General features: G+C 62.7%; 17 protein-coding genes. 6 read left to right on the top strand and 11 right to left on the bottom strand.

Annotation, left to right across the window (positions count from 1 at the left end; genetic code table 11):
* Positions 1 to 362 precede the first annotated feature (362 nt).
* Positions 363 to 1,310 carry a LysR family transcriptional regulator gene (locus tag CI15_RS29410; protein ID WP_062135290.1) on the top strand — a complete coding sequence of 316 codons (948 nt, stop codon included), beginning with the start codon at positions 363 to 365 and terminating at the stop codon, positions 1,308 to 1,310.
* Between the two features lie 96 nt (positions 1,311 to 1,406).
* Complete coding sequence (locus CI15_RS29405; protein ID WP_062135288.1) at positions 1,407 to 1,727, top strand: HAD family hydrolase; 321 nt, start codon at positions 1,407 to 1,409, stop codon at positions 1,725 to 1,727.
* Positions 1,728 to 1,817: 90 nt separating this feature from the next.
* Here CI15_RS29405 and CI15_RS29400 read toward each other — a convergent pair whose 3' ends face one another.
* The 6 genes from CI15_RS29400 to CI15_RS29375 form a co-directional block, all read right to left on the bottom strand.
* On the bottom strand, positions 1,818 to 2,678 hold the full coding sequence (locus tag CI15_RS29400) for an NAD(P)(+) transhydrogenase (Re/Si-specific) subunit beta (protein ID WP_241495977.1): 861 nt from the start codon (positions 2,676 to 2,678) through the stop codon (positions 1,818 to 1,820).
* A 62-nt stretch (positions 2,679 to 2,740) separates the two neighbouring features.
* Entirely contained in the window at positions 2,741 to 3,556 is an 816-nt protein-coding gene (locus CI15_RS29395) for a fumarylacetoacetate hydrolase family protein (RefSeq protein ID WP_062135282.1), read from the bottom strand.
* A gap of 9 nt (positions 3,557 to 3,565) precedes the next feature.
* Positions 3,566 to 4,813 (bottom strand): formyl-CoA transferase, encoded by a 1,248-nt coding sequence (gene frc / locus CI15_RS29390; protein WP_062135279.1) that lies wholly within the window; start codon positions 4,811 to 4,813, stop codon positions 3,566 to 3,568.
* A 24-nt stretch (positions 4,814 to 4,837) separates the two neighbouring features.
* The gene (locus tag CI15_RS29385; protein WP_062135276.1) at positions 4,838 to 6,604 is read right to left on the bottom strand and encodes a thiamine pyrophosphate-binding protein; all 1,767 of its coding nucleotides are present in this window, start codon (positions 6,602 to 6,604) and stop codon (positions 4,838 to 4,840) included.
* A gap of 441 nt (positions 6,605 to 7,045) precedes the next feature.
* A complete protein-coding gene (locus CI15_RS29380; protein WP_062135273.1) occupies positions 7,046 to 7,765 on the bottom strand; it encodes a GntR family transcriptional regulator in 720 nt (239 codons plus the stop codon).
* Entirely contained in the window at positions 7,743 to 7,961 is a 219-nt protein-coding gene (locus CI15_RS29375) for a hypothetical protein (protein ID WP_062135270.1), read from the bottom strand. Before CI15_RS29375 ends, CI15_RS29380 begins: the two co-directional genes overlap by 23 nt.
* 380 nt (positions 7,962 to 8,341) lie before the next feature.
* On the opposite strand from CI15_RS29375, the gene shiA reads away from it, so the two are divergent.
* The 3 genes from shiA (at position 8,342) to CI15_RS29360 (ending at position 11,581) form a co-directional block, all read left to right on the top strand.
* Positions 8,342 to 9,661 carry a shikimate transporter gene (gene shiA / locus CI15_RS29370; protein WP_062135267.1) on the top strand — a complete coding sequence of 440 codons (1,320 nt, stop codon included), beginning with the start codon at positions 8,342 to 8,344 and terminating at the stop codon, positions 9,659 to 9,661.
* Positions 9,662 to 10,038: 377 nt separating this feature from the next.
* Complete coding sequence (locus CI15_RS29365; protein WP_062135264.1) at positions 10,039 to 11,442, top strand: L-lactate MFS transporter; 1,404 nt, start codon at positions 10,039 to 10,041, stop codon at positions 11,440 to 11,442.
* Positions 11,443 to 11,452: 10 nt separating this feature from the next.
* On the top strand, positions 11,453 to 11,581 hold the full coding sequence (locus CI15_RS29360; RefSeq protein WP_062135261.1) for an MFS transporter small subunit: 129 nt from the start codon (positions 11,453 to 11,455) through the stop codon (positions 11,579 to 11,581).
* A gap of 97 nt (positions 11,582 to 11,678) precedes the next feature.
* Here CI15_RS29360 and CI15_RS29355 read toward each other — a convergent pair whose 3' ends face one another.
* From CI15_RS29355 to CI15_RS29345, 3 genes are all read right to left on the bottom strand, one after another.
* Positions 11,679 to 12,710: an SGNH/GDSL hydrolase family protein gene (locus tag CI15_RS29355; protein ID WP_062135258.1), complete on the bottom strand. Its 1,032-nt coding sequence runs from the start codon at positions 12,708 to 12,710 to the stop codon at positions 11,679 to 11,681.
* 134 nt (positions 12,711 to 12,844) lie between these two features.
* Positions 12,845 to 13,270, bottom strand: coding sequence for a DUF3830 family protein (locus tag CI15_RS29350; protein ID WP_062135255.1), 426 nt, complete (start codon positions 13,268 to 13,270; stop codon positions 12,845 to 12,847).
* A 256-nt stretch (positions 13,271 to 13,526) separates the two neighbouring features.
* Positions 13,527 to 14,438: a helix-turn-helix domain-containing protein gene (locus tag CI15_RS29345; RefSeq protein WP_062135253.1), complete on the bottom strand. Its 912-nt coding sequence runs from the start codon at positions 14,436 to 14,438 to the stop codon at positions 13,527 to 13,529.
* Between the two features lie 180 nt (positions 14,439 to 14,618).
* Between CI15_RS29345 and CI15_RS29340 the strand changes: the two genes are divergently transcribed.
* Positions 14,619 to 15,620: a helix-turn-helix transcriptional regulator gene (locus tag CI15_RS29340; RefSeq protein ID WP_062135250.1), complete on the top strand. Its 1,002-nt coding sequence runs from the start codon at positions 14,619 to 14,621 to the stop codon at positions 15,618 to 15,620.
* Positions 15,621 to 15,689: 69 nt separating this feature from the next.
* Here CI15_RS29340 and CI15_RS29335 read toward each other — a convergent pair whose 3' ends face one another.
* A complete protein-coding gene (locus CI15_RS29335) occupies positions 15,690 to 16,451 on the bottom strand; it encodes an ABC transporter permease (RefSeq protein WP_062135247.1) in 762 nt (253 codons plus the stop codon).
* The gene (locus CI15_RS29330) at positions 16,448 to 17,374 is read right to left on the bottom strand and encodes an ABC transporter ATP-binding protein (RefSeq protein WP_062135245.1); all 927 of its coding nucleotides are present in this window, start codon (positions 17,372 to 17,374) and stop codon (positions 16,448 to 16,450) included. The genes CI15_RS29335 and CI15_RS29330 overlap by 4 nt, the downstream gene beginning before the upstream one ends.
* Positions 17,375 to 17,431 lie beyond the last annotated feature (57 nt).

Raw genomic sequence — 17,431 nt, 5'->3', positions numbered from 1 at the left:
ATTTAGTGCAGCCGGCTTACGCGCCGCGCTGGATACGTCCCGCCTTATCGTTATGGCCCGAGAACTTCACTATTCGGGAAAAATTGAATTCGATGCTGTTTTGATGCGTGTTTCGCAGTTCCCCCGAACTCGCCTTTCGATATAAGTTCTTTCTTTATTCCGACCAGAACCCAGCTTCAGGCGGTAAGCATTACAGCTTATTTCCCACTATTGAGTCCGTTACACCACATATCTTTGCGTTAACCCTCGCATTTCAGCAGGGGCAATTCGGCTTCTTATACGTTGCATGCTAGGGTCATTGCTGAATTACTCATAATTAAAGTTTGTTATTATGTTGATTCACGATCCCTTATACATCGACCATGACGATGCGCAATGCAACTCTGCGGCAACTGAAGGTCTTTGAAACAGTGGCGCGCCATTTGAGTTTTTCGCGCGCCGCCGAGGAATTGCATCTGACTCAGCCGGCCGTCTCCACCCAGGTCCGGCAACTCGAAGAGCATGCGGGGTTGCCGCTGTTCGAGCAGCTCGGCAAAAAGATCTATCTGACGCCGGCCGGCACTGAAATGCTCCACTACAGCCGCGCGATCATCCAGCAGTTCCATGAAGTCGACGAAGCGATGAGTCAGTTGAAGGGCGTCTCCGGCGGCAAGCTCAATGTCGCGGTGATCAGCGCCGGCGACTATTTCTTTCCGCGGCTTCTCGCCGAATTCACGCGTCGCTATTCCGGTGTCGATCTGAACCTCGCGGTGCACAACCGTGAAGAACTGCTGCATCAATTGGCCACCAATCAGACCGACCTCGCGGTAATGGTGCGCCCGCCGCACGAAACCGACGCGACCAATGAACCGTTTGCGCCGCATCCCTATGTGATCGTCGCGGCGCCCACTCATCCGCTTGCGCACAAGCGCAATATCCGCTTCAGTCAACTCGCGAACGAAGCGTTCATCGTGCGCGAACGCGGCTCGGATACATGGAATTCGATGGAAGAAGGCTTTGCCGGCCGTCTGTCCAATCTGAAGATCGCCATGGAGATCAAGAGCACCGAGACGATCAAGCAGGCGGTCATCGCCGGAATGGGCATCGCGTTTCTGTCCGCCCACACGATCAGCCTCGAATTGCAATTGGGTCATCTGGTCGTGCTCGACGTCGAGAGCTTTCCGGTCATGCTCAACTGGTACGTCGTGCATCGGAAGAACAAACGTCTGCCGCCCGTTGCCGTCGCCTTCAAACGTTTCCTGATGGAAGAAGGCGCGGATCTGATCGAGAAGATCACGCGCGTGAAGGAATTGAGCGTGCATAAACCCTAAGCTATGGAAAGCCAATAAAAGTTTAACTATTGCAAATCGATCGCGGCTCCTATTCTGCAAGCGAGTTCTTTCACTTGCGAGCCGAGGAGGCCGATCATGAACCACGCTCCGGTTGAATCCCATATCAGCACCCGCACCGCTCGCACAGCGACGGCGGATCGCGACCACCATCCCGACGATGCACACCTGAGCGCCTACAACGCCGCGTTCAGCGACCTTGGACTGCGGTTTCGTTGGGACCATGCGACGCTCGACATACTGAAAGAGTTCAATGGCGAGCTGGCGCGAATCACCGCTTATATCGAGCGCTATCACAATCATCTGCATCGCGCTTACGATGCCGACTTTCTCGCGCAACTGATTCTGCAAAGAAAGACGCAGTACTACAGTGAATTCGGGGCGGCGACTAGCGAATAGAAACCACGAGAAAGCCTCAGGCGGCGGGATCATCGTCTCGCCGTCTTCCCAATTGGCGATCGGTTCTATTGGCGGCGTGCGCATCATCGATTAGCGGCGCGTCGTGAAATGAACCGGACGCGCGTGCGTACCGTTGCGTGCACAGTCGCGTTGGCGGCCAGTGCCGTGGCGGCCGCTGCCGTGTCGAGCGTCGCGCCCACCTCGGCGATCGGCATAAGCACTCACGCGCATCATCGCCGGCACGACATCGCGAAGCGCCCACATCTGCTCGTCCCCACCATGCCACTCGATGTTCGCGAGCAGGCCCGGCTTGCCGGTCACGACACCCTCGCTGCGCCCGGCGAAGCGATGCATGCGCAGTGCGCAAGCATCGCGACTATCCGCGTGAGAGCAATGGTCCGAGTATTCGCGGCTGAGCATCAGATGCGCGCCCATGGCCACCGCCAGCGCGCCCGTCGCGAGCAATGCCGCGAGTCCGAAAGGCTGTGCCTGTTCGGTGACGAAACTGTAGCCGAGCCATCCGCACAACAGCAGCGCAAACAGATTGACGACGTGATGACCTGGCCGCTCGACCGCCTCGAGTTGCAGGGCGCCACGCAGCTTGCAGAACGAAATCGTGCAGGTTGCGAAAATCAGCGCGCCGATCAATACGGCTGCAAATAGTTCGATGCGTTCGGTGTTCTCGCGCGACGCAGCCAGGAGATAGCGCGCAACGCCGATCGACGCGGCCGCCAAGCCGATGCCGCTGCCCATCAATGCAACGCTGCGGGACCTGCGGGTCGGATCACGTTCGCGCACCGATGCGTGTCGATGCGTCGAATTCCATCCGGACAGTCGTCGCCCTAGCTCGGCCAGGGCCACCGTCAGCACCGCGACCAATGCGGCGACGACGGTCACGGCGAGCAGCATCGCCAGATCCATCCACACGGTACTCCCACAGGCTGGCGGCACGCGCGCTCCTCCGTGATGCGATGAACAGACACTGGCCGCACGACCGCGCGGCCCCGGCACCATCAAACGACGTTCGCGGTATCGCCCAGGCGTCGCGGCTCGTCGCGCTCCGCTGCGTTCAAGGTATTGGTCAGCGTGCCGATCCCATCGATCGTGATCGACACCGTTGCGCCGTCCTTGATCGACCCCACGCCGACCGAGGTGCCGCACGCAATCACATCACCGGGTTCGAGCGTCAGATCCTGCGAAATCAGACTCACCTGCTCGGCCGGCGAAAACACCATATCGGCGAGCGGATAGTTCTGACGCTCGACGCCGTCGAGCGTCGTCAGCAAATGCGCTGGCCGCCAGTCGAAGCCGGAGACGATGGCCGGCCCGATACAGCAGAACGTATCGAAGCCTTTCGCGCGACACCACTGTGGAAAATGCGGATTCTCGTTGAGCAGATCGGCGGCGGTGACGTCGTTGACCAGCGTGTAGCCGAAGATCGCCTCCTGCGCCTCCTGCACATCCACATCGCGGCACTGCTTGCCGATCACGATGCCAAGCTCGCCTTCGTAGACGATCTTGCCCGCGTAGTGACGCGGCCGGCGGATCGGCTCGCCCGTCCCGATCACCGACGCCGCCGGTTTCAGCAGAAACAGCGGATGCGTGGGCACCGGTTTGTCGAGCTTCGCCGCAAGCGCGTGATAGTTGTTCCACAGCGCGACGATCTTGCCGGGCGCGCACGGCGCCAGCGGCGTCAATGCGCGCAGCGACAGTACCGCGCCGGTCGGCACCGGCTGCGCGAGACTTTCGTACTCGTGCAGATAGGCGCCTTCGACGCGGCCGAACACGATGCCGCCGTCGCCCGACCTGAACCGCATCCACGTCTGCATGCTTCGCTCCTAGATCGCGCCAGCCGTACGCAGCGCCGTGATCTGCTCGGCCGAATAGCCGAGCTCGGCCATCACCTCATCGGTATGTTCGCCCAGCAGCGGCGAGCGTCTGACGTCGGTCGGGCTGTCGGACAGTTTGATCGGATTGCCGACGGTCAGATACTTGCCGCGCTGCGGATGATCGACTTCGACGATGGTGCCGGTTTTGCGCAGCGACGGTTCCGCGGCGATCTCCTTCATCGACAGGATCGGGCCGCACGGAATGTCGTACTTGTTCAGGATCTGCATCGCCTCGAACTTGGACTTCGTCATCGTCCAGCGTTCGATCTCGGCGAAGATCTCCTTCAGTCGCGGCAAGCGCGCGGGCGCCGTCGCATAGTCGGGGTGCGTGGCCCACTCCTCCTTGCCGATCACGTTGCAGATCTTCGCCCACACCGGCGCCTGCGTGATGAAGTAGATATACGCGTTCGGATCGGTCTCCCAGCCCTTGCACTTCAGAATCCATCCCGGCTGCCCGCCGCCCGACGCATTGCCCGAGCGCGGCACCGCCTCGCCGAACGTGCCGTTCGGGTACTGCGGATACTCTTTCATCACGCCGGTACGATCGAGCCGCTGCTGATCGCGCAATTTGACACGGCACAGATTCAGCACGCCGTCCTGCATCGCCGCGAGCACGCGCTGGCCGCGCCCGGTATGCGTGCGTTGATAGAGCGCGGTGACGATGCCGAGCGCGAGATGCAGACCCGTGCCGCTATCGCCGATCTGCGCGCCGGTCACGACCGGCGGGCCATCGTCGAAGCCGGTGGTCGACGCCGCGCCGCCCGCGCATTGCGCGACGTTCTCATAGACTTTGCAGTCCTCGTAAGGACCGGGGCCGAAGCCCTTCACCGACGCGACGATCATGCGCGGATTCAACTCCTGAATCCGCTCCCAGGTGAAACCCATCCGATCGAGCGCGCCCGGTGCGAAGTTTTCGACCAGTACATCGCATTTCTGGATCAGCGCTTCGAGTACCTGCTTGCCTTCCGGATGCTTGGTGTCGATCGTGACCGAACGCTTGTTGTGATTGAGCATCGTGAAGTAGAGGCTGTCCACGTCGGGGATGTCGCGCAGTTGCTCGCGCGTGATGTCGCCCGCGCCTGCCCGCTCCACCTTGATCACGTCCGCGCCGAACCATGCGAGCAATTGCGTGCAGGTCGGACCCGATTGCACATGCGTGAAATCGAGAATGCGCACACCGTCGAGTGCCTTGGCCATGTCGTATCTCCTGAACGATGAGGGTTATTTGTACATGGTCTGGTTCTTCGTGCCCGGTGCGTATTCGCGCGGGTCGACCCAGATGTTGACCACCGCCGAGCGGCCGGTGCGATGAATCGCTTCGCGCGCACGCTGCAACGCGCTCGCGATCTGCGCGGGATCGCGCACTTCCTCGCCATGGCCGCCGAGCATTTCGGCGAACTTGCTGAACGGCACGTCGCCGAGCAGATTGCCGACGTTGCCGCGTTCCGGGCCGTATTTCGCGAGCTGGCCGTAGCGGATCTGATTCATCGCCGAGTTGTTGCCGATCACCGCGAGATACGGCGCGCCGAAGCGGTTCGCGGTTTCCATGTCGAACGCGGTCATGCCGAACGAGCCGTCGCCGTAGTAGCAGAGCACTTCCTTGTGCGGACGCGCGAGCTTCGCCGCGAGCGCGAAGCCGGTGCCGACGCCGAGCGAGCCGAGCGCGCCGGGGTCCATCCATTGACCGGGCCGGCGCGGGCGCACCGCTTGCGCTGAGATCGTCACGACGTCGCCGCCGTCGCCGATGTAGACCGTGTCCTCGGAGAGGAACTCGTTGAGTTCGTACGCCACGCGATACGGATGAATCGGCGTGCTGTTCGAGCGAAACAGCGGCATCAGTTTTTCGGTGGCGGTGGCTTCGGCGTCGCGCAACTGCGCCATCCATTTGCGGCGAGCCTGACGCTTGTCGTCTTTCAGGCGACCGCTCGCCGCTTGCAGTACCGCGGCGAGTATCGCGCCCGGATCGCCGACGAGCCCCAGATCGATGTCGCGATTCTTGCCGACTGTCCGGTAGTCCATGTCGATCTGCACGAGCGTCAATTCCTTGCTGATGCGTCGGCCATAGCCCATGCGGAAATCGAACGGCGTGCCGACCACGATCAACACGTCGGCATTCGCAAAAGCCTGCGAACGCGTGCGATCGAAATGATGCGGATCGCCCGGCGGCAGCAGTCCACGGCTCGCACCGTTGAAATAGCCGGGAATCTCGACGCCGCGCAGCAGCGCGATCGCTTCCTCGTGACCGCGCGCGGTCCACACCTGCTGGCCGTACAGGATCGCCGGACGCTCGGCATCGACGAGGATGTCCGCGAGTCTCTCGATGTCGCGCGGGTCGCCGATCGATTTCGTCGACGCCCGATAGTGGCCCGGCTGCGGCACGACCGCTCGCGTCGCATCGACTTCGCGGTCGAGCACGTCGCGTGGAATCTCCAGGTAGGCCGGGCCGGGCGCGCCGTTGAAGCATTCGCGCGCGGCCATCGAGATCATGTCCGCGACGCGCTCGGTGCTCGACACGCTGGCGGCGAACTTCGTGATCGGCGCCATGATGTCGACGTGCGGCAGGTCCTGCAACGAGCCCATCTTGTGCTGCGTGAGCGCGCCCTGTCCGCCGATGTGCAGGATCGGGCTTTCCGAGCGGAACGCGGTGGCGATACCGGTCACCGCGTTCGTGCAGCCGGGGCCGGCGGTCGTCACGACGCAGCCCAGCTTGCCGGTCTGCCGCGCGTAGCCGTCGGCTGCGTGCGCGGCGACCTGCTCGTGGCGCACGTCGATGATGCGGATGCCTTCGTCGACGCAGCCGTCGTAAATATCGATGATGTGGCCGCCGCACAGCGTGAAGATCGTGTCGACCCCCTCGTTTTTCAGCGCTCTCGCGACCAGATGGCCGCCCGACACGACGCCCGCGTCACGGGTCTTCTGCTTGAGCGTGTCGTCGGCGGTCGTGGTGGTGGCCGTGGCCGGACTCAGGGATGAAACAACTGCAGACATAGTCATCTCCTCATCTATCGGAAGTGCAACGGTTATCGACGGACGCGTCCGCTTCGATCTACGTCCGGCTGCACCGACGTCTCACGGCCTCGAAGATACCGTATGTGATATATCACATTCATTCAAGGCCAATTTTGAGACACGTTCGGCGCCATCTTGTGCTGCTGAAGCTTGTCGGCTGCGGGCTTTGCGTCGGATTCGCGCGGCTGGAGGCAGTCGGTTCAAAGGGAAAACACTGAGCCGCGGTTCACGGCGGTCTCTGTTGATATATCACATACCATATTTTTAAGACCGTCAAGCAAGGTTTATCCCGCAGCGCGGCGCAAGCCTTGTTCGAACTGCACCCGCGCGTAGCGCGCGCACGCAAAAAAAGCCCGCGGTGCTTGCACACCGCGGGCCTTTCTTTCGAAATCAGCGAGCAATCAGACGGCTACGCCGCCATCAATCGAGAAAATCGCAATTGGCTTCGACGAACGCCGCCAGATCGAGCGAATGCTGGCGCGTGAGCCGCTCCGCGAGTTCGGTATCGCGCTTCTCGAGCGCCTCGATGATGCGCAGATGATCGACGATCGAACGCGCCGCCCGGTCGCTCTGCGAGATGGTCATGCGCCGGATCGCGCGCACGTGAATGAAGATGTTCTTGATCGTGTCGAGAATGATCCGCGACTTCGACAGCTCGACGATCGCCTGATGGAAAGCGATGTTCGCGTCCGAATACTCGGCGATGTGTTCGGCCGGCGTCGTGTCGCGGAAATTGTCGAACATATGGCGCAGGCGGCCGATTTCCTCGTCGCTCGCGTGCAGCGTGGCAAGCCGCGCGGCCATGCTTTCGAGCGCGGCCCACATCTGGATCATCTCGACGATTTCGCGCTTGCTCTTGCGCACGATGTAGATGCCGCGCCGCGGCACCATGCGCAGGAAGCCCTCCTGCTCGAGCAGCGTCATCGCCTCGCGCACCGGCGTGCGGCTCACGCCGAGCGATTCGCTGAGCACGCGTTCGTCGAGGCGGATTTCTTCGCGATTCTGGTATATATCCGCGTCGGCGATGGCCTGACGCAGCATCGCATAGGCCTGATCGCGCAAGCTCGCGCTCGCGCCGATCGGCTGCAACGACAGGGTCAACGGGGTGGCCACTGTTTCAGTTGGAAGTTCTGACGACATTCATCGCCTCTGCCTGGACATGCGTGCGAAACGGCGCCGCCGCTTTGTCGCGCTGCTCGCCCAGCCCCACGAAGCGGCCATGTTGCGATCCAAACGCGGCGACCGATGCGGGAATCGAGTCGGTCAACAGAACGGTGGCGGCACAGCCCAACCCTACGACAGCCATGGCGAACAGCGCGAGATGCACGAATTCCACGTGTAACTCCGGACGATTGAGAAGAAGGATTTCTCAATCATATGCTGCAACGCCGCATTTTTCAATATTCGGTATGTAGTATATCAATGCTTGTTGTTTTTAAGATTAGTTTCACGATTAGTTTCACGTTAGCACGCCGTGGCCTCCGTGGTGTGCCCACATCACGACTCCCGACGATCCTCGAGACGCTCCGTGTAAACGCGCAAAACGCGCGCTATGCGCGCACCAGCGTGCGATGATCGCGCATTTTCGCGATCGCGTGGATTGTGCAATCCGCATCGCGTCATTAACCTTCGGGACATCCTGCCACGGATCGATCGGCTCAAACGCCCTGCCGGCGCGGCGCGATCGATCCAGCCCCCGCACGACCAAGGAGACATATGAGCACTACCCATCCGCAAGCCGCAGTGGCCACTCGCCGCAATGCGCGCAGTCAGGCTCGCAAGGCGGCGCTCGGCAGCTTTATCGGCGCCGTGGTCGACTGGTACGATTTTCTGCTGTACGGCATCGTCGCCGCGCTCGTGTTCAACGCCGAGTTCTTCCCGAACGTCGGCCCGGCGATGGGCACGCTCGCCGCGTTCGCGACCTTCGGCGTCGGCTTCCTGTTTCGCCCGCTCGGCGGTTTCGTGTTCGGCCACTACGGCGACCGGCTCGGCCGCAAGCGCATGCTCGTGCTCACCGTGATGATGATGGGTCTGTCGACGGCGGCGATCGGGCTCTTACCGTCGTTTGCGACGATCGGCTGGTTGGCGCCGGTGCTGCTCGTCACGCTGCGCGCGATCCAGGGCTTCGCGGTCGGCGGCGAATGGGGCGGCGCGGCGCTGATGGCAGTCGAAAGCGCGCCGGAGAAAAAGAAGGCCTTTTACAGCAGCGGCGTGCAGGTCGGCTACGGCGTCGGGCTGGTGCTGTCGACGGGTCTCGTCACGCTGATCAGCCGCTCGATGGACAACGCCGCGTTCCTCAGCTGGGGCTGGCGTCTGCCGTTCCTGTTCAGCGTCGTGCTGGTGCTGATCGCGCTGTGGATCCGCTCGAGCATGGAGGAGTCGCAGGAGTTCGTCGAGAAGGTCGGCCAGCATGGCGAGCGCCGCGTGCGCCTGCCGATCGTCGAAGCGCTGCTGCGTCATCCGAAAGCATTTCTGCTGATCATCGCGCTGCGCCTCGCCGAGTTGTTCACGATGTACATCGTGACCGCATTCGCGCTGAGCTACTCGACCACCAACCTGCACATGCCGCGCGAGTTCTTCCTGACGATCGGCCTCGTGGTCGGCGCGCTCAGCTGCGTGACGATTCCGTGCTTCGCGTGGCTCGCCGATCGCTTCGGCCGCCGTCGCATTTATATGATCGGCGCGCTGGTCGGCGTGTTCAGCGCGGTGCCGTTCTTCCTCGCGCTCGATGCGCGTTCGACGGTGTGGATCGTCGTGTTCGCGGTGATGCTCGCGAACATCGCCCACGACATGGTCGTCAGCGTGCAGCAGCCGATGTTCACCGAACTGTTCGGCACCGAGTACCGCTATAGCGGCGCGGGCGTCGGCTATCAGGTGGCGAGCGTGGTCGGCGGCGGCTTCACGCCGTTCATCGCGGTCGCGCTGGTCAGCTTCGCGGGCGGCTCGTGGCATCCGGTGGCCGCGTATCTGGCGATCGGCTGCCTGATCTCGGTGCTCGTCGCGGCGCGCATGAAGACCGGACGCACGATCGACTGACGAGCGCGGAACGCGCCGTCGACACACGACGGGCCGGCGCGGCGAAGATGCCGCGCCGGCCCGTTTGTATTGGTGCCGCGCGCATTGCGCGGCCCGTTTTATGCTGCGTCGTATGGGCTTCGAGTTGGACGGCCGGCGCTCGCCTGGAAAACGCCCGCGTTTCACCAGGATCGTCCCTTATGTCAGCGGGCTTCATATTGCGAAGCCATTGAGCACGTCCTATTGTCGAGCCACGCGCAAAGCCGAGTGCGCAAGCACGTGTCATATGAAATAAAAGTACATATAGCGATGACGAGACGGCAGGCGCGCGTTACACTGCGCCGCTTCAGAAAAATTGACCACGCGCCGATAACAGAACAACTGGAAGGAGACCGACTATGAGCAGCATCAGCGAACCGGGCGGCCAACGAAATTCCGCCCCATTCTTTTCCAAACAGGCCACGATCGCACAACCCGGCTTTTCGCGCTGGATGGTGCCGCCCGCCGCGCTCGCCGTGCATCTGTGCATCGGCCAGGCTTACGCATTCTCCGTGTTCAACGGACCGCTGACCAAAGTGATCGGCATCACGCAGTCCGCGCCCAACGACTGGTCGCTGACCACGCTCGGCTGGATCTTTTCGCTGGCGATCGTGTGCCTCGGCTTGTCGGCGGCATTCGCGGGCAAATGGCTCGAACACGTCGGCCCGCGCCGCACCATGTTTACGGCCGCGTGCTGTTTCGGCGGCGGCTTTCTGGTGTCCGCGCTCGGCGTGTATCTGCATCAGATCGTGCTGCTGTATCTCGGCTACGGCGTGATCGGCGGCATCGGGCTCGGGCTCGGTTATGTGTCGCCGGTGTCGACGCTGATCCGCTGGTTTCCGGACCGCCGCGGCATGGCGACCGGCATGGCGATCATGGGCTTCGGCGGCGGCGCGATGATCGCGGCGCCGTTGTCGGTCGCGCTGATGAACCACTTCAAAAGCGCGACGAGCGTTGGCGTCGCGGAGACCTTCGTCGTGCTCGGCATCGTCTATTTCATCTCCATGACGATCGGCGCGCTCGCGATCCGCGTGCCGCCGAAGGACTGGAAGCCGGCCGGCTGGACGGCGCCCGCCACCACGCAGAAGCGGCTGATCTCGAACAATCACGTGCATATCGATCAGGCGCTGAAGACCCCGCAGTTCTATCTGATCTGGCTCGTGCTGTTCCTGAACGTGACGGCTGGCATCGGGATTCTCGGCCAGGCTTCGGTGATGATCCAGGAGAGCTTCAAGAACACGGTGACGGCGGCGGCGGCGGCCGGCTTCGTCGGGCTCCTGTCGCTGTTCAACATGGGTGGGCGCTTCGTATGGGCGTCGGCGTCGGACTGGATCGGCCGCAAGAACACCTACTTCATCTTCTTCGCGCTCGGCGCGGTGCTCTACTACCTCGTGCCGAGCTTTGCCGCGAACGGACAGATCGCCCTGTTCGTGCTGACGTACTGCGTGATCCTGTCGATGTACGGCGGCGGCTTCGCGACGGTGCCCGCCTATCTCGCCGACATGTTCGGCACGACGTTCGTCGGCGGCATTCATGGACGTCTGTTGACCGCGTGGGCCGCGGCCGGTGTCGCGGGTCCGGTGCTCGTCAATTACATTCGCGCGTACGAAGTCGCGAACGGCGTCGCGAAAGCGGACGCGTACACGATGACCGTGCACATCATGGCCGTGCTGCTCGTGATCGGCTTTATCTGCAACCTGCTGGTCAAGCGCGTGGATGCGAAGCACCACATGACCGATGCACAAGTCGCCAAGGGCGCGTGAGGAGATCCATATGTCGACCGTTCAAACCGCACATCCGACCAACAAGGTGATGCTGGTGGTGTTCTGGCTGTATGTGATGATTCCGCTGGCGTGGGGCGTGATCAATACGCTGACGCAGGCGACCAAGTTGTTCAAGTGATGACGTGACGTGGTACGCACCCCGCCCTCGTCGAAGGGCGGGGTGCCGCTAACCGCTAACCGCTAACCGATAGCGTGCCGCCTCCAAGCGGTCCCGCTCACCGCCCCAACCCGCTACGCGCGATCTGCTGCTCGACAAACTGCGCGAACAACGCATGCATATGCGTCGCCGGATGAAGATCATCGGCGAACATGTAAGTCTGATCCGCATTGGCGCTCACATAGGTCGCCGGCGAACATAGCAGCGACGTGTCGTCGGGCGTTTTGTTCGGATCGCAGGCCTGCCCCGTATTCGACACCGTGAACCCGTTCGCCTGAAAGTTCGCGATGACCTGATTGGTCCACGTGTACGAATCGACCTCGATCACCTTCGACTGCAACCCAGCGGTTTGCAGCGCGGTATTCAGCGTGTCGTTGAAAAGCTGCGACAACTGCGTGAGGTTCGCGCCGCCATCGGCCGAACCGATCCCCTTCGGCGAGAGCCCGATATTCGGCAGATTGATCACCACGACGTGCGCGCCGCCGTTCTGCACGATCTGCCCGACGAGCTGAGCGAGCGTAGTGGCCGCCGCCTGCACGACCGGGGCCGCGGCGGGCAGGTTGCCGGCGCGCAGCACATCGTTCGATCCCGCCCAAACCAGCACGAGCTGATTGGCGTTGAAGCTGCCGTGAGCGCTCAGATAGCTCGACACCTGCTGGTTGACAGGCATTTCGATATTACCGATGACATCGCTCAGAAAGTCGTACTGGTTGGCCGGCGTCGCCACGGTCGAGCCGCCTTCGGCATAGCCGAAGCCGTTCTGCGCGCTCAGCTTGTGGGTGAAATCGATCGTGAATGCGGCGGTGAGCGTACCGCCGTAGTATTGCGCGACATCCTGGGCCCACACCTGGCCGGGATTGGTCGTGAAGCGCCCGCCGCCCACCGCGCTCGCGAGCGGCGCATAAGTCCCGACGTCCGACAGGCTGTCGCCGAACGACACCACCTGCAGCGTGACCCCGCCGGCCGGCCCGGCCGGCGTACTGCTGCCGCTACTCGAGCCGCCGCCGTTGCCGCCCCCGCCACAGGACGCGAGCAGTACCGTCGACATGGCAAAAACTACAGCGCGGACCTTGTCATTGATGCCTCGCATTGGCTTCTCCTCGCCGGGCAGGTCAATCGGTGCCGAGTGCCTCGGGTGCGAAGGGTGCATGTTTGGCTGCCTGATCGCACCGCACGCGGCACCTCTAACTAGCATCGCGTATGCCCAGCAAAGAGAGGGACCCCTCAGGCCCTCTCGAACACCACTTCCTGCGCGCCTTCCCACAGTACTTTCGTGCCGAGCTCGCGCAATTTCTCCTTGCCTTCGACGATCGTCAGAAAATGATTGCCCGCGAGCTGCCCCATTTTGCTTGCGAAGCAGCACGAGCCGTACGCGAGGATGATCTCGGTCTCGCTATAGCCGCCCGGATAGAACAGGATGTCGCCGACCGACGGATGGCTCGTGTGATTCTCGAAGCCGACCGCGACGCTGTCGTTCTCGAGCTTGAACTCGCCGAGCGGCACCCAGCAGCCCTCGCCGCTCCAGCGCACGTGGATCAGCTTTTGCCGGTAAGGCAGCAGCTTCAGAAACGCGGCCACGGTCTGCGGCGCATCCGGATGCGTTTCAGCGATAAACGTGTGGCCGCAGGCGGTCATTTTGAGTCGGGTCATGGCGGGTCATCCGGTGGGTGAGGTTGAAAGGTGATTCGATTCTGTCGTCCGATGCAAGGTTTAGACAGATACAGTTATCCGCAACGCGGTCAGGCCAGTTAGACCACCCATGACCGCGTTCGTCCGCACGAGCAGCAAAGCCTTGTGCGATCGGGCATGCCAGTTTTCATCGCGCGCCGCCACGAAAGTTCGTAGTTTGCAAGCTGCGCAATGCAACGCACACTGCGCAGGTGCTGGATTTCGGCGGTGAAAGGCGTCAGGCGCGCAGCCGGTAGGCGAGCGGCGTCGCGCCATAGCCACGCTTGAACTGCACGGAGAAATGACTGGCATTTTCGAAGCCGACTTCGAGTGCGATTTGCAGCACGGTTCGATTCGTGGCGCGCAGCAGTCTCGCCGCTTCCTCGAGCCGCAAACGCGTGACGAACTGATGCGGGGTCTCACCCGTCTCGCGGCGAAACACCCGGGCAAAATGAAAACTGCTTAACCCGGCCTGCTCGGCCAGTTCGGCGATCGCCAGATCTTCGGCGAGATTGGCGCGAATGAAGTCGGTTACCCGCCGGATCCGGCGCGGCACCAGCCGTTCGGGCCGCACCGGGTTGCCGCGCCGCGCGTCGTGGCCGCTCGAATAGTGCTGCAGCAGGTGCGCGGCGAGCGCGTGAACCAGCGTATCGACATACAGACGCGAGTCGGCCGGATCGCGGGCGGCGCGGTGCAGCGCGGCAAGCATCGCGGCGATCAACGGATCGTTGAAGCTCATGGCGTCGCCGAGCGACAATTCGCGCGACGAGTCGAGCCCCATCTGTTGCGCGACGCTGTCGATCAAACCGCGCTCGATGTGCACGTGCAAGGTCGACAGCGGCTCGTCGCTGATCGACTGCCAGCGCCACGAAACCGGCGCGGGCGGCACGAACCACAGATCGTTCACGCGCAGGTCGGCGCTTTCCCAGCGTCCGCCGAGTTTGCGTTCGAGATGCTCGGCGCCGCTCGCGAGCGTCATCAGCGTCAGGTCGCGCAGACCGGGCGCTTCGAGCAGGTCCTGCCGCACCGGCTCGAGATACGAGCGCAGCACCAGATGCCGCCACTCGCGATCCACGCTCGACACGAGTCGCTGGCCGGCCATGTAGCGGTCGTAGGCGAGCGTCGTCGTGAGTTGGGGAATTCGTGCCATCACATCCCTTCAAAGGAGGTGCCGTATGGAAGGAGAAGCGCCGCCGTACTCGTAGTGCCGGTCCACTGTCAGCGCAAGATCACAAAAATGATAGCAAGGAACCGGCTACCGATATTTCACGAAATCGCTAATCATTGAGGTTCGTCTTTCACGCGTTTAGAACGCCGGAGCTACCGTTTCATGGAACATGAATGCGATACGCTGCCGCAGTGGCTGACCGGCTCGCCGCAAGGCGAAGCCGGGCACGCGTCGGCAGCAGACCCGAGAGCGGCATCCGCCCAACCGGCTTACCCGGCCGGCGCGCGGAACGCCGCGACATCAGCCCACGCGGCTGAAGCATCGAAGACGTCTCCCCGCGCCGCGAACGGCGCGACGCGCGGTGGCTTTCTGACTCTGTTTACCGAGGAGGAGATCGGCACGCCGTCGCCCGCGGCGCGCCGGGCCGCGCCGCTGATCAGTCCGCTGGGACGGTTCGGCAGCGCCCAGGACCGCATGGAGTTCGTGCGCCAGCGCATCAGGCAGCTAGGCTTCGACTCGTTCAGCTATACCGCCACGCGCACCTCGTCGCATCACAAGACGATGTTCGTGCTGACGAGCTACGAGTCGTCGGCGTGGCTCACGCGCTATTTCCGCGAGCGCTATTTCGAGCTCGATCCGCGCGTCGCGCTCGCGTCGCCGACCGGCATGCCGTATCTGTGGAATACCGCCGATCTGCGCGCCGATCTGCCGCGCGCGCAGTTGCGCAGCGAGCGGCTCGGCGCGCTGATCGACATGCTGGAGGCGACCGGTCGCAAGAGCGGCATCCTCACGCAGATGCCGCTGCCCGAGCCGGAGCTCAGCGCGAGCCTGTGCTTCAACTCGGAGATCGGCAACCCGCGCTGGATGACCGAATCGATCGTCGCGGAAACGCTGATGTTCGCGCACACGATTCACGAGTTCATCTGGACGCACGCGAAATGCGTGATCGGCATCGAGCCCGCGCAGCAGCAGCGCGTCGCGCTGAGCAAGCTGCAGCACGCGGTGCTGAAGGCGGTCGTCGAGGGGCAGCGCGACAAGGAAATCGCGTATTTCCTCGGGCTGTCGCCGCATAACGTCGACTATCATCTGCGGCGTTTGCGGCAATTGTTCAACGTGCGCAACCGTGTGCAGTTGATCAACGTCGCGCAGGCGTATGTGTCGTAGCGGGTGTCGGCGGGTATCGATGAAAAGGGCGTGACGGCTTTTCGCCGTCGCGCCCTCTCTCGTTGCCTGTCAGCTTTTCAACCGGTAGCCGGTCCTGAAGATCCAGCCGACGATCACGAGAAACACCGCGAGAAACAGCAGCGTCATGCCAAGACTCAGGCGCACGTCGACGTCGCCCAACTCGAAGAAGCTCCAGCGAAATCCGCTGACCAGATAGACGATCGGATTGAACAGCGTGACACCGCGCCAGAACGGCGGCAGCATGTTCACCGAATAGAAGCTGCCGCCGAGGAACGTGAGCGGCGTGACGATCAGGAGCGGCACCAGTTGCAGCTTCTCGAAGTTGTCGGCCCAGATGCCGATGATGAAGCCGAGCAGACTGAACGTGACCGCTGTCAGCACCAGAAACAGCACCATCCAGAATGGATGCATGATCTGCAACGGCACGAACAGCGCGGCGGTCGCGAGAATGATGAGCCCGAGCAGGATCGACTTGGTCGCCGCCGCGCCCACATAGCTGACGACGATCTCCAGATACGACACGGGCGCCGACAGCAGCTCGTAGATCGTGCCGGTGAAACGCGGAAAGTAAATCCCGAACGACGCGTTCGCGATGCTTTGCGACAGCAGCGACAGCATGATCAGCCCCGGCACGATGAACGCGCCGTAGCTGATGCCCTCCACTTCCTTGATGCGCGAGCCGATCGCCGAGCCGAACACGACGAAGTACAGCGACGTGGAAATCACCGGCGCGATGATGCTTTGCATCAGCGTGCGCCCCGTTCGCGCCATTTCGAATCGGTAGATCGCGCGCATTGCGTAAATGTTCATTGGTTTCCCCGCAGCAGGCTGACGAAAATGTCTTCGAGCGAACTCTGCGTGGTGTGCAGGTCCTTGAAGCGGATGCCGGCGTCGTCGAGCGATTTCAGCAGCGCGATGATGTCGGTGCGGCCGCCCTCGCCCTCATAGGTGTAGGTCAGTTCGTTGCCGCCGTTGGCGACCGCGAGCCCGTAGCCGGCAAGCGTTGCGGGCACCTCGTCGAGCGGGCTCTCCAGCTGCAGCGTCAACTGCTTCTTGCCGAGCTTGCGCATCAGCTCGGTCTTCTCCTCGACGAGCATGATCTGGCCCGCGTTGATCACGCCGATGCGGTCGGCCATCTCCTCGGCTTCGTCGATGTAATGCGTGGTCAGGATGATCGTCACGCCGCTCGCCGCGAGCGAGCGCACGAGCTTCCACATGTCACGCCGCAGCTCGACGTCGACTCCGGCGGTCGGTTCGTCGAGAAACAGCACGCGCGGCTCGTGCGACAGCGCCTTCGCGATCAGCACGCGCCGCTTCATGCCGCCCGACAGCGTGATGATCTTGTTGTTGCGCTTCTCCCAGAGCGACAGGTCGCGCAGCACCTTCTCGATGTAAGCGGGGCTCTTCGGCTTGCCGAACAGGCCGCGGCTGAACGACACGGTGGCCCAGACGGTTTCGAAGGCGTCGGTGGTCAGCTCCTGCGGCACGAGGCCGATCAGCGAGCGGGCCGCGCGATAGTCGGTGCCGATGTCGTGGCCGTCCACCGTCACGCTGCCTTCGCTCGCGTTGACGATGCCGCAGACGATGCTGATCAGCGTGGTCTTGCCCGCGCCGTTCGGCCCGAGCAAGGCGAAGATCTCTCCACGGTCGATCGCCAGATTGATGTTCTTCAGTGCCTGAAAACCGCTGGCATAGGTTTTCGACAGATTCGTGACCGAAACGATTGGCTGCATGGACTCTAGGATGGCCGACACCGCTGTTAGATTGGAGAAAACGGCGCGCACGGGTGC

The organism is Paraburkholderia monticola (genome assembly GCF_001580545.1).
GTDB lineage: Bacteria > Pseudomonadota > Gammaproteobacteria > Burkholderiales > Burkholderiaceae > Paraburkholderia > Paraburkholderia monticola.
The sequence above is the reverse complement of the archived record's forward strand: the minus strand, read 5'-3'. Positions and strand labels throughout refer to the sequence as shown.

Coding starts and splice junctions, on each gene's coding strand:
- CI15_RS29405 (WP_062135288.1), top strand. CDS start 1,407: ATGAACCACGCTCCGGTTGAATCCCATATCAGCACCCGCACCGCTCGC.
- CI15_RS29395 (WP_062135282.1), bottom strand. CDS start 3,556: ATGCAGACGTGGATGCGGTTCAGGTCGGGCGACGGCGGCATCGTGTTC.
- CI15_RS29365 (WP_062135264.1), top strand. CDS start 10,039: ATGAGCAGCATCAGCGAACCGGGCGGCCAACGAAATTCCGCCCCATTC.
- CI15_RS29410 (WP_062135290.1), top strand. CDS start 363: ATGACGATGCGCAATGCAACTCTGCGGCAACTGAAGGTCTTTGAAACA.
- CI15_RS29355 (WP_062135258.1), bottom strand. CDS start 12,710: ATGCGAGGCATCAATGACAAGGTCCGCGCTGTAGTTTTTGCCATGTCG.
- CI15_RS29385 (WP_062135276.1), bottom strand. CDS start 6,604: ATGTCTGCAGTTGTTTCATCCCTGAGTCCGGCCACGGCCACCACCACG.
- frc (WP_062135279.1), bottom strand. CDS start 4,813: ATGGCCAAGGCACTCGACGGTGTGCGCATTCTCGATTTCACGCATGTG.
- CI15_RS29330 (WP_062135245.1), bottom strand. CDS start 17,374: ATGCAGCCAATCGTTTCGGTCACGAATCTGTCGAAAACCTATGCCAGC.
- CI15_RS29360 (WP_062135261.1), top strand. CDS start 11,453: ATGTCGACCGTTCAAACCGCACATCCGACCAACAAGGTGATGCTGGTG.
- shiA (WP_062135267.1), top strand. CDS start 8,342: ATGAGCACTACCCATCCGCAAGCCGCAGTGGCCACTCGCCGCAATGCG.
- CI15_RS29340 (WP_062135250.1), top strand. CDS start 14,619: ATGGAACATGAATGCGATACGCTGCCGCAGTGGCTGACCGGCTCGCCG.
- CI15_RS29335 (WP_062135247.1), bottom strand. CDS start 16,451: ATGAACATTTACGCAATGCGCGCGATCTACCGATTCGAAATGGCGCGA.
- CI15_RS29380 (WP_062135273.1), bottom strand. CDS start 7,765: ATGTCGTCAGAACTTCCAACTGAAACAGTGGCCACCCCGTTGACCCTG.
- CI15_RS29350 (WP_062135255.1), bottom strand. CDS start 13,270: ATGACCCGACTCAAAATGACCGCCTGCGGCCACACGTTTATCGCTGAA.
- CI15_RS29345 (WP_062135253.1), bottom strand. CDS start 14,438: ATGGCACGAATTCCCCAACTCACGACGACGCTCGCCTACGACCGCTAC.